This is a genomic window from Arenimonas sp., assembly GCF_019459675.1.
Classification (GTDB): Bacteria; Pseudomonadota; Gammaproteobacteria; order Xanthomonadales; family Xanthomonadaceae; genus Arenimonas.
On sequence record NZ_JAIBFH010000201.1, the window covers coordinates 1 to 11251 of the forward strand.

Annotated in this window: 10 protein-coding genes; 3 read left to right on the forward strand and 7 right to left on the reverse strand. The window is 71.4% G+C overall.

Annotated elements, in window-relative coordinates; translation table 11 throughout:
• From K0M70_RS06900 to K0M70_RS06910, 3 genes are all read right to left on the reverse strand, one after another.
• Nucleotides 1-238 (reverse strand): hypothetical protein (locus K0M70_RS06900; protein WP_290780922.1); only part of this gene is annotated, 238 nt, incomplete at its 3' end.
• A gap of 126 nt (nucleotides 239-364) precedes the next feature.
• Complete coding sequence (locus tag K0M70_RS06905; RefSeq protein WP_290780924.1) at nucleotides 365-1285, reverse strand: SDR family NAD(P)-dependent oxidoreductase; 921 nt, start codon at nucleotides 1283-1285, stop codon at nucleotides 365-367.
• On the reverse strand, nucleotides 1282-1962 hold the full coding sequence (locus tag K0M70_RS06910; RefSeq protein ID WP_290780926.1) for a cupin domain-containing protein: 681 nt from the start codon (nucleotides 1960-1962) through the stop codon (nucleotides 1282-1284). Before K0M70_RS06910 ends, K0M70_RS06905 begins: the two co-directional genes overlap by 4 nt.
• Nucleotides 1963-2138: 176 nt before the next feature.
• Here K0M70_RS06910 and K0M70_RS06915 point away from each other — a divergent pair, with 176 nt between their 5' ends.
• The gene (locus K0M70_RS06915; RefSeq protein ID WP_290780928.1) at nucleotides 2139-3335 is read left to right on the forward strand and encodes a hypothetical protein; all 1197 of its coding nucleotides are present in this window, start codon (nucleotides 2139-2141) and stop codon (nucleotides 3333-3335) included.
• Between the two features lie 10 nt (nucleotides 3336-3345).
• Here K0M70_RS06915 and K0M70_RS06920 read toward each other — a convergent pair whose 3' ends face one another.
• Both K0M70_RS06920 and K0M70_RS06925 read right to left on the reverse strand, forming a co-directional pair.
• Nucleotides 3346-4380 (reverse strand): glycerophosphodiester phosphodiesterase, encoded by a 1035-nt coding sequence (locus K0M70_RS06920; protein WP_290780938.1) that lies wholly within the window; start codon nucleotides 4378-4380, stop codon nucleotides 3346-3348.
• A 137-nt stretch (nucleotides 4381-4517) separates the two neighbouring features.
• Nucleotides 4518-6896: an alpha/beta hydrolase fold domain-containing protein gene (locus K0M70_RS06925; protein ID WP_290780930.1), complete on the reverse strand. Its 2379-nt coding sequence runs from the start codon at nucleotides 6894-6896 to the stop codon at nucleotides 4518-4520.
• Nucleotides 6897-7102: 206 nt separating this feature from the next.
• Between K0M70_RS06925 and K0M70_RS06930 the strand changes: the two genes are divergently transcribed.
• Nucleotides 7103-8152, forward strand: coding sequence for a prephenate dehydrogenase/arogenate dehydrogenase family protein (locus K0M70_RS06930; RefSeq protein ID WP_290780932.1), 1050 nt, complete (start codon nucleotides 7103-7105; stop codon nucleotides 8150-8152).
• A 15-nt stretch (nucleotides 8153-8167) separates the two neighbouring features.
• Here the strand turns inward: K0M70_RS06930 and egtD are convergent, their stop codons facing one another.
• Together egtD and egtB are read right to left on the reverse strand one after the other, a co-directional pair.
• Nucleotides 8168-9139: an L-histidine N(alpha)-methyltransferase gene (gene egtD / locus K0M70_RS06935; RefSeq protein ID WP_290780934.1), complete on the reverse strand. Its 972-nt coding sequence runs from the start codon at nucleotides 9137-9139 to the stop codon at nucleotides 8168-8170.
• Nucleotides 9136-10431 (reverse strand): ergothioneine biosynthesis protein EgtB, encoded by a 1296-nt coding sequence (egtB, locus tag K0M70_RS06940; protein WP_290780940.1) that lies wholly within the window; start codon nucleotides 10429-10431, stop codon nucleotides 9136-9138. Before egtB ends, egtD begins: the two co-directional genes overlap by 4 nt.
• A gap of 94 nt (nucleotides 10432-10525) precedes the next feature.
• On the opposite strand from egtB, the gene K0M70_RS06945 reads away from it, so the two are divergent.
• Nucleotides 10526-11251 (forward strand): aminotransferase class V-fold PLP-dependent enzyme (locus tag K0M70_RS06945; protein ID WP_290780936.1); only part of this gene is annotated, 726 nt, incomplete at its 3' end.

Consider the following 11251-nt stretch of genomic DNA (forward strand, 5'->3'; position numbering starts at 1 on the left):
GCGGGGGGGGCGGCGCCACGCCGGGGGGCCGCCCACCAACATTAAACCCCCCCCCCAACCCCGCGGCCGCGGGCCCGGGGCGCCGCGGGGCGCCGCCGGAATGGCTCAGCAGTTGGTAAACCCCGACGTGCAGCAGCGCCACGCTGGCGGCCGCGATCAGCTTCAAGCGCAGGTCTCGCAACATCGACTCCAGCGCTTCGGGTGCGCCGATCGTGTCTGGAAAGCGCGCGCCGTTCAAGCCGGTTCCGGCGCGGTCCCGGCATCCAAGTCAGCCGCCGTGCAGGATCTTGCCGCGGGTGGGCCGCTGCCCACGTCACCGGTTCAAAGCGCACACTCCCGCGAAAAGGCGGAGGTGCGCGCGCTGTCAGGCGCGCATGCGATCCAGGTATTCCACCAACGCAGGCGCCGCTGCCCCCGCCCGGGTAAACGCGAACGCATGCTCTGAATCGCGATGCCGGTCGAGCCAGATGCCTTCGCCGGTCTCGGGGCGCGCGGCGGCCAGCCACAGCGCCGTGTCGGCCCCGTCCTGCGCGGTGCGCAGCACGGCCTTGAACACCTTGCGGAAGCCCGGCAGCGCGCTGCGCACGCCGTCGGTATCCACCCAGCCCGGATGCATCACCCACGCGCGCGGCTGGCCGGGGCCGAGGCTGTTCCAGTAATGCGTCAGCTCCACCTGGGCGCGCTTGTGCTGCGCGTAGGCGGTGAAGCCGTCGTGGCTGGCGGCGCCGGTGGCCTGCAGTGCGCCGGGATCGAGCGCGGCGCCGTACATGCCACCCGAACTCATCGAAATGATGGCGCTGCCGGAAGTGAGCGCGCCGCCGCGGCGCAGGCCCTGGTCGAGCACCCAGTGGCCCAGCAGGTTGGTGGCGAAGCCCAGCTCCAGGCCTTCGGCGGTCTGGCGGTACTCGTGGCACATCACACCGACGTTGTGCACCAGCACGTCCACCGGGCCGGCCGCAGCGATTTCGTCGGCGACGCGTGCCACCTCGCGCATCAGCGACAGGTCCACCGGCACCGGCTGGATCATGCCGGGGCCCTTGGCTTCGGCGGCCAGCGCGGCCAGCTTGCCCGGGTCGCGGCCCAGCGCCAGCACGGTGGCGCCGCGCGCCGCCGCGCCCAGGGCAATGGCGCGGCCGATGCCGCCCGTGGCGCCGCTGACCACCCAGCGCTGGCCGCTGAAATCTGCGTCCAGCCCGGCGTCGCCCACGCGCCGGCGGAAACCCAGCCGCGAGAACGGCCGCGCGAAGCGGGCGTAGAAAATGGCGGCGCCGATGGCCTTCTTCATGCCGCCCACCGCTGCAGGAAGTCTTCGTCCAGGTGCCCGGTCTTGACCAGGATGCGTGCGCCCTGCGGTGCGCTGGGCGCGTGCCGCGAACCGTGCGGGCTGCGCAGCCAGCTGCCGGCGGGGTACACCCCGTGTTCGTCCTCGAACTGGCCGCTGAGCACCAGGATCTCTTCGCCGCCCCAGTGCGTGTGCGGCTGGAACACCGTGCCCGGGGCCCAGTCCACCAGCGCGGTGTGTTGGGCGCCGCGCGAATGCAGCGGCATCACGCGCAGGCCGGGCACCAGGCCGGGCCGCCACTCGCCGGCCTGCGTGTCGATCAGCACCGACGCATCGTCGCCGGGCTGGAACTGCCGCAGCTTCACGAACAGCGTGCAGCCGCCGGCGCTGCGCGGACCGTGCCGGCTGCCGTCGGGGTTGCGCAGGTAGGTGCCGGGGCCGTGGTCGCCGCGTTCATCGGTGAACACCCCGTCCAGCACCAGGATTTCCTCGCCGTCGGGATGCTCGTGCACCGGGAACACCGAGCCGGGCGCATAGCGCACGAAGCTGGTGGCGCGCGCGGCCTCGTCGCCGACCCGGTCAAGCATCCGCCGCGCGACGCCGGGCGACGGCGAGGGCTGCCAAGGGGTGTCGTCAGGGCGGATCACGACGCGTTGGGTGAAATCGGCGTTCAGGCGCATGGCGGGCAATGGGCAGTTAACTGGATCTAGTTTGCCCGGGATGGTGTGCACGCGGGATGTGGACGCCCGGCCCGGACGCGGCCACGCCGGGCCGTCCCTGAAAGGCAGCGCCGGGGTTGCCGGCAACCGCCCTCGCGCTTCCCGCCGGTTCAGCCCCGCGGTGCTAGGGTTTGCCCATGATTTCCCGCACGGCGCCCGCCGCTTTCAGACTGCTGCTGGTCCTGGCCACGCTGCTGGTATCAACCGCTTGCCAGCGCGAGGCGCAGCGCGGAGCGGCCCTGCCCGCGCCCGAAGTGGAGGCCGTGGCCGAAGCCGACGGTGCCGTCAGCGTGGGGCCGATGGCGCCCGCCCCGCCCGAGCCGCCGCCGGTGGCCACCAACAAGAAAACCGCCGCCCCGGCGGTGCCCGACTGGTCGCCGGTGTCGCTGCAGTCCGGCCTGGCCTGGCTCAGCTGCGACCTGGACTATTCCAGCCATGGCGATGGCGCGCCCGTGCCGGCGCTGGACCGCGAAACGCTGGACGAGCTGATGGGCACCTGCACCGAACGCGGCGTGCTGCGGCTGCGCTACCGGGGCCGCATCACCGCCGATTTCGTGGCGCTGGTCGAGCGCGTCACGCGCGTCGCCGACGCGCTGGGCATCCGCAAGCGCGTGCTGGACCTGGACTCCGCCGGCGGCATGGTGGAAGACGCGATTCGCGCCGGCGACTTCATCGCCGAATCCCGCTGGACCATCTGGGTGCGCGAGGAATCGATCTGCCACAGCGCCTGCGTCTTCCTGCTCAGCGCCGGCGACGTGCGGCGGATCGCCGGCAACGTGGGCATCCATCGCCTGATCCGCATGAGCTCCACGGCCACTACGCGCGCCGAACTCAACGCCGAGCTGCGGCTGGTGCACGGCCGCGTGCGCGACTACCTCGAGCGCAATGGTTCCAGCGTGGACGTGGCCGACCTGATGATGGCGGTGCCCAACCGCAGCCTGCGCATGCTTTCCGATGACGAGCTGCTGCGGTTTGGCCTGGATGGCGTCAACCCCGCGCAGGACGACCTGGACCGCCTGCGCCTGCAGCGTGAGTGCGGCGACGACTTCGTGTCCCGCCGCGACGCCTTCGCCCGCGCCTTCGACCGCCAATGCCGCGAAGACGACAGCGAGCTGGACGAACTCAACGCCTGCGGCCTCGCCCTGCGCGGAAACTTCGGCTTCCCCGACGCCGACTGCCCCGCCGAGAGTCCATTATCCGAGTTCGACCTGGCCCAGGCCGAACCCGCGTCGGCCAAAGAAGCCGCCGGGGCGCCGAAGACGCCCCAGGGCGCGCCCTACGGCGAGGGCCAGGCCGCGATGCAGCAGCTGCAGTCGATCCCGCCCACTCAATAGCGCGCCCCGATCAGTTGCCGCCCAGTGCGCGCCGGGCCAGCGCGGGATCGTCGGCGAACACGCCGTCCACGCCGGCTGACACGTAGGCCTGCATTTCCCGCACGGCGCCTTCGTCGTTGCGCGCCGCCGGGCCGAGGGCGGTGCGGAAGCCATCCTCAAGGAAGTAATTCTCCGGCCGGAAGGTATAGACGATGACCTGCAGCCCCGCGGCGTGTGCGGCCTCGACCAGCGCACTGCGATGGCCGCCGCCCTCGCGCGGCTGCAGCTGCAGCGTGCGATACGCCGGGCCGATGGCGTCGGCGTAGGTGGCGATGTCGCGCAATCCTTCCGGCGTGGCCAGCTGCGCGTAGGTGGTCGGTGCACCCGCCAGGACGGCGTCGTGGGGTCGCTCCGCGGGCGAACCCAGCAGCTGCAGCAGGCGGACAGGGCCGCCGCGCGGCAGCTGCCGGCGCAGCTCGCGCAGGTTCGCGGTTTCGAACGACTGGATGAGCACCGGGGCGCGGCGCGTGTAATCGTGCGCGGCCAGCGCGTCGATCAGCGGCTGTTCCATCGCCAGGCCCAGCGCGGCGAAGTGGCTGGGGTGCTTGATCTCGGGCACCAGGCCGATGGGCCGGCCCAGCGCCGCCGAACGTGTGGCCACCAGTTCGACGATCTCCGCGAACGTGGCCACTTCGAACTGGCCGTCCCACTGCGTGGAGCGCAGCTGCGGCAGGCGTTCGCGCGCGCGCAGGGTCTTGAGCTCGGCCAGGCTGAAGTCTTCGCTGAACCAGCCTTCGGTCCACCTGCCGTCCACCGGCTTGCGGGTGCGGCGCGGGGCGAATTCAGGGCGCTGCGCCACGTCGGTGGTGTCGGAGAGTTCGTTCTCGTGCCGGGCCACCAGCACGCCGTCGCGGGTCATGACCAGGTCGGGCTCGATGGCATCGGCGCCCTGTTCGATGGCCAGGGCGTACGCCGCCAGCGTGTGCTCGGGCCGATGCGCGCTGGCGCCGCGGTGGGCGATAAGCCACGGGTGGGGCAAGGCGGGCGTTTGTGAGGAGGCGGGCATGGACGCCAGCGTAGCGCGCGGCGGCGGCGCACAGGCGCCCAGCGCGATGGCCAGGGTAATGAACAGGAGGCGACGTGGCGAGGGCATCTTCATCGGCCCACGCTACCTGCGCCGTGTGACGGTTCCACGCGCCGGCTTCAGCCCGCCGGCGGCCACGCGCCGGGGTGCAGCACGTAGTCCGCGAACCGCGGCTCACGCACCGCCCGCACGTACTCGTTCACGAAGCCCGGGAAGATGGCGATCACCTTGCCGCCGTCCATGCGGTACCAGCTGCGGCACTGTGCCCACACCGAGCCGCCCAGGCGCTGCTGCAGGTCGGCGTTGTGGGTCTGCTGCACGTCGGCGCGCACTTCGATGGCGCGGTGGCCGCCGCGCTCCACTTCACGCATGCAGGCAATGGCATGGTCGGCCGCCGGTTCGATGAACAGCAGCGTGGACGTGTGGCCGGTGGCGGTGTTGGGGCCCAGCATCAGGAACAGGTTGGGAAAGCCGGCCACGCTGATGCCGTGGAAAGCATCGGGTCCGTCGCGCCAGGCCTCCGACAGCGTGCGGCCGCCGCGGCCATGGATGGCCAGCGACTGCAGCAGGTGCACGGTGTCGAAGCCCGTGGCGCACACCAGCGCGTCGATGCCGCGCTCGGTGCCGTCGGCCGTGACGATGCCGTTGGCGGTGATGCGCGCGATGGGCGCCGTAACCAGGGCCACGTTGGGCTGCGACAGCGCGGGGTAGTAGTCGTTCGAATAGATGATGCGCTTGCAGCCCAGCGGATAGTCGGGCGTGAGCGTTGCCCGCAGCCCCGGGTCGGCGATGCCCTGCCGGCGCTGGCGCGCGGCCAGCTTCAGCATCATCCAGCGCATGAAGGTGCCTTCGTCGAAGCCGCGCCGGCCCAGCTCCAGGAACTGTACCCACGCCGCGCGCACCGCCACGGCATAGGGCGGGAACGTCGCCAGCAGGCGGTCGAACCAGCGGTACTTGCGCTCCAGCCGCGGCAGCACCCAGTTGGCGGTGCGCTGGAATACGTGCAGCTGCGCGGCCTCGCGGGCAATCGGCGGAATCAGCTGCACCGCGGTGGACCCGGTGCCGATGACGCCCACGCGCAGGCCGGCGAGCTTCTTGTCGTGGTCCCAGCGCGCCGAGTGCAGGCGCAGGCCCTGGAAATCGTCCAGGCCCGGGATGTCGGGCCAGCGGGGCTGGCTCAGCGGGCCGGTGCTGCAGACGAAAAAGCGCGACACCAGCGTGTCGCCGCGCGCGGTGCGGAAATGCCACAGGCCCGTGGCTTCGTCGAAGCGCGCTTCGCTCAGCCGCGCGCCCAGGCGAAGGCGAGCGAACAGCCCCTGCTGCTGCGCCAGCGCCTGCTGGTAGGCCTGGATCTCCGGCGCGTTGGCGAAGCGCTGGCTCCAGCGCGCATTGGGCGCGAACGAAAACGCGTACGCGGGCGCGGGCACGTCCACCTGGGCGCCGGGGTAGGTGTTGTCCCACCACGTGCCGCCCAGGCCGGGCTGCTGTTCCAGCATCACGAAATCATGCCGGCCGGCTTTCTGCAGCTGCATCGCCATGCACAGCCCGGACATGCCGGCGCCCAGGATCACCACGTCGTGCACCGCGTGGCGCGGCGCGGCGATCGCGTCCAGGGACTTCAGCGCAAAGCGCGCGATGCGCGACACCGCCGCGTTCGCGCTGGGAAGCTGGCCCGCATGCAGCTGGAAGACGTGCCAGCGGTGCGGCACCACGTCCAGCGTGGTCTGGACGCCGGCGGCGGTGAGCGCGTCGGCCAGGGCCCGCGATTGCACATGCAGCAATTCGTCGGTGCCGCATTGCACCAGCACGGGCGGCAGCCCGCGCAGGTCGGCCAACAGCGGCGACACCCGCGGGTCGTCGGTGGCCGTGCCGGCATAGTGGCCGGCACAGGCCTGCATCCAGTCGGCGCTGAGCATGGCCTCGCCGGGAACGTCGGCCGGCTGCTGTCCGGGCCGCAGGTCCACCCACGGCGACAGCAGCGCCACGCCCGCCGGCACCGGACGCCCGCTGTCGCGCACCTGCACCGCCAAGGCCAGCGCGAGGCCGCCGCCGGCCGAATCACCGGCGATCACCACGGGGCCCTGGGCGATCAGCGCGTCGTAAACCGCCAGCGCATCGTCCAGCGCAGCGGGGAACGGATGCTCCGGCGCCAACCGGTAATCAGGCACCACCACGGGCAGGCCACTGTCGCGCGCCAGCCATGCCGCCAGCGCGCGGTGCGTGCGCGGCGAGCCGACGCAGTACGCGCCGCCGTGCAGGAACAGCACTCGGCCCTCCCGGCACGGCTGGCCGCGCGCATCCTGCCAGCGCTGTGCGCGGATGCCCGCGAGGTCCTCATCGCGGCACACCACGCCGCGCGGCAAGCGCGCCAGTGCCGAGAGCTTCTCCAGCCACGCGCGCTGGCGCGGCACCGTCCATCGCGGCGACAGCGCCGGCTTGAGCAGCAGGCGCAGCGTGGTGCGCAGCGCGCTTGCGGTGAGGGCTTCGCTCAGGCTCATTGCGGGTTCCGTACGCCAGGGTCGGCAAAGCATAGGGCAGTGGCTCGGTCTGCGGCCGTGAAGTCGGCCTATCCGGGCACCGCGGGTGCCCACGTTGGCGTCGGGTCGACCCGTCGGGACGGTCGCCGGGCATGATCGGAATCAATGACCGATGGCGCGGAACGATTACGATCAGCACATCGCCCCCCGCCCAGGCCGCCCCCGCCATGAACGCGCTCCCCAAGATCGGCCTGCTGGGCCACGGCCGCTTCGGCGCGGCGTTTGCCGCCCTGCTCGGTGAACACGGCTACGCCTGGAGCGCGTGGGACGCCAATGCCGCCGTGCCCGCAGGCCATGCGGCACCGGACCTGGACGCGCTGGTCTCGGCGTCGGACCTGATCGTGGTCTGCGTGCCGCTGGACGCCTTCGAATCGGTGCTGCGCGACCTGCGCCCCAGGCTGCAGGCGCACCACCAGGTGATCGACGTGTGCAGCGTCAAGGAAGCGCCCTGCCTGCTGATGCACGACATCCTGGGCGACGCCATCGGGCATGCCGGCAGCCATCCGCTGTTCGGGCCGCTCAGCATCGCCCGCGCCGAGCCGTTGCGGACCGTGGTGTGCGCCAGCGCCAGCCATCCGGGCACGGCGCATCTGGCGCGGCAGCTGTTTGAATCCATCGGCAGCGAAGTGGCCGACCAGGACCCGTCCAGCCACGACCGGTCGATGGCGCTCACGCATGCGATGGCGTTCTTCATCGCCCGCGGGCTGGTGGACCTGGGCGTGGGCAATGACCTGCGCTGGGCGCCACCCAGCTTCGCGGCGCTGGCGGCGTCCATCGCCGCGGTGCGCGCCGACGCGGGCCATCTGTTCAACGCCATCCAGAACCAGAACCCCTACGCCGCCGCCACCCGCCAGCAGTTCATCGAGACGCTGACGCTGATTGACCGGCGCCTTGCCGACGCACCCGCCAGCGCGGGCAAGCTGCCCGATCCCGGGCCCGCCGCGCTTGCCCAGACGTCGCCGGCCCTGCTGGAAGCGCGCGAACACATCGACGAACTCGACCGCGAGCTGATTGCGCTGCTGCGCCGCCGCTCCGAGCTGAGCACGCGCGCCGGAGCCGCCAAACGCGCCACCGGCGCGCCGGTGCTGGACCCGGGCCGGGAAAGCACGCTGCTGGCGCAGCGCCGCGACTGGGCCGAACACGAAGGCCTGCCCGCCGACGGCGTGGCCGACCTGTTCAAGCAGATACTGACGCTGAGCCGCCGCGTGCAGGGTTGAGGCGCGGCGTGGCGCCTAGATGCGCTGCAGCAGGCGCAGCCCGAACCAGTCGCGCGGGTCGTTCCAGCGTCGAGTCACCTTGAGGCCGGCGCGCGCCGCCAGCCCATCGAAGATGGCGTCGGTGTACTTGTGGCTGTATTCGACCTGCATGGCTTCGCCTGCGGTGAACGCGAACGGCCGGCCCTGCACCCGCACCGTCTGGTCGGACAGGCTGTCGAGGAAGGTTTCAATGCGGCCAACGGCGGGCTCGTAAACGGCGCGGTGTGCGAATCCATCAAGATCGAAGTCGCTGCCCACCTCGCGGTTCAGCCGCGCCAGCAGGTTCAGGGTGAACTCGGCGGTGACGCCGGCGGCGTCGTTGTAGGCGGCCACGATCAGATCGGGTGACTTCTGCAGGTCGATGCCGATCAGCGCGCTGCCGTGTTCGCCCATGGTTTCGCGCATGGCCCCGAGCAGGCGCACGGACTCGTCGTGGGTGAAGTTGCCCAGGGTGGAGCCGGGGAAGAACAGCAGCACGCGCTCGGCGGGGTTGGCCGGCTCCGGTAGCGCCAGCGGCTGGGTGAAGTCGGCGCAAACCGGCAGCACTTCGACCTTGTCGAACTCCCGGTCGAGCCGCTCCACGCTGGCGAGCAGGGCGCTGCGGGAAATTTCGACCGGCGTGTAGGCCACCGGATCCGCCAGCGCATCCAGCAGCAGGCGGGTCTTGCGGCCACTGCCGCTGCCGTATTCCACCACGTGGGCGTGCGGGCCCACCGCGGCGGCAATCTCCCGGCCGGTGTCGGCAATCAGGGCCAGCTCCACCCGCGTGGGGTAGTACTCGGGCTGGCGGGTGATCAGCTCGAACAGCTCGGAGCCACGGCGGTCGTAGAAATATTTCGACGGCAGCCGCTTGGGGTTGCCCGCCAGGCCGGTCAGCACGTCGCCCAGGATGTCGTCGGGGCTGGGATGCAGGTCGGTGATGGCGATCTGTGACGTGGCGGTGTTCATGGCGTGTCCTTGGCGAGCCGCAGCCCTGAAAACTGCCAGCGAGCCGGCGGCGGAAAGAAATTGCGATAGCTGGCGCGCACATGGGCCGCCGGCGTGACGCAGCTGCCGCCGCGCAGGATGTTCTGCCCGCTCATGAACTTGCCGTTGTATTCGCCCAGCGACCCCGGCAACGGCCGGAAGCCCGGATAGGCGGTGTAGGACGACGTCGTCCATTCCCAGACGTCACCGAACAGCTGGCCCAGGTCCCCATCGCTGCGGGCGGACGCCTGCGGATGCAGCGCATCGCTGGAAAGCAGGTTGCCCAGAACGGGCGTGTCGGTGGCGGCACGCTCCCATTCGAACTCGGTGGGAAGACGCGCACCGGCCCAGCGCGCGAAGGCATCGGCCTCGTAGTAGCTCAGGTGGCACGCCGGCGCATGCGGATCGCGCTCGCGCCAGCCGGCCAGCGTGAACTCGCGGGCGCCATCGTCATGCCAGTACAGCGGGCGCTGCCAGCCCTGGGACTGGATCAGCGACCAGCCGTCGCTGAGCCACAGGGCCGCATTGCGGTAGCCACCCTCGTCCACGAAGGCGGCGTAGTCCGCATTGCTGACCGGGCGATGGGCGAGCGCATGCGCCGGCACCAGCACGCGGTGCCGGGGTGATTCGTTGTCGTAGGCGAACCCGGGCGACTGCGGCCAGGCGGCGGCGCCGATCTCGACAATGGCTTCGGGCTGCGCCAGCCAGCGCAGCTCACTGCCCTTGCCACGGTGGTGCTTGAGATCGCTGCGATAGGCCGGCCCCAGCGGATTACTCCAGAAGGCGTGCTTGATGTCGGCCAGCAACAGCTCCTGATGCTGCTGCTCGTGGTGCGTGCCCAGCAGCAGCACCTGCGTCGCCGCTTCGTCCAGGTCACCCGCAGCGAGGCGCTGGGCCATACGCTCGTCAACCTGTGCGCGATAGGCCATCACCTGCGCCAGGGACGGCCGCGACAGCAGCCCGCGGTCCGGTCGGGCGTGGAAGGGCCCGACGCTGTTGTAGTAGCTGTTGAACAGCAGGTCCCACGCCGCGTTCACCGGGACATAGCCGGGCCGGGCCGCCAGCACGAAACGCTCGAAGAACCAGGTGGTGTGCGCCAGATGCCATTTCGCCGGGCTGGCGTCGGGCATGCTCTGCAGCAGCGCATCCTCGGCCGAAAGCGGTTGCGCCAACGCCAGGCTTTGCCTGCGGACCGCGCCATAGCGCGCGGCCAGTGGGATAGCGGAGGCCGTCAGGTCGCTTTGGGCTGCGGTGGCGGACGAGTTGGCATGCATCGGCTCGAGGATAACCCCCGCATGTGAACCATGGGTGAGCACGGCGTCCATGCCGCGCGGGCCGCGCCATTTGCGTTTCCGCTAAAGTGCGGCCATGAGTCCGCAGCATTCCTCCGCAGGCGCGGCGCACGCGGCGCCACTGGCCGACCTGGCGCGCGCGGCCGAGGCCTTCATGCCCACGGGCGACATCGTCTACCTCAACTGCGCCGCGCAGGCGCCGCGATTGCGAACGGTGCATGCCGCCGGCGCGGCCGCACTGGAGGCGGGCTGGTCGCCCTGGGAGCCGGCCACGGCATCGCCAGCCGAATCGACCGAGCGGCTGCGTGCGCAGGTGGCGCAACTGTTCGACGGCGACGCCGACGCGCTGGCCTGCATTCCTTCGGCGTCCTACGGCCTGGCAACGGCAGCGCGCAACCTGCCGCTGGGCGCGGGCGACGGCGTACTGGTGCTCGACGGGCAGTTTCCATCCAACCTGTTGCCCTGGCAGCAGCGCTGTGAAGAAACGGGCGCGCGCTTGATCGGCGTACAGCGCGCGCCCGGCATGGACTGGACCCAGGCCGTGCTCAACGCGCTGCAACAGCACGACGGCGTGCGCGTCGTGGCGCTGCCGCAGGTTCGCTGGGACGACGGTGCGCTGCTGGACCTGGATCGGATCGCCGCGCGCGCGCACGACGCCGGTGCGGCGCTGGTGCTCGACCTCAGCCAGAGCCTGGGCGTGCTGGCCACCGACCTGGCGCGCTGGCGGCCGGCCGTCGCCGTGTGGGTGGGGGACAAGTGGCTGTTTGGCCCGCTGGGCTTGGGCTGGGTGTGGGCCGCGCCC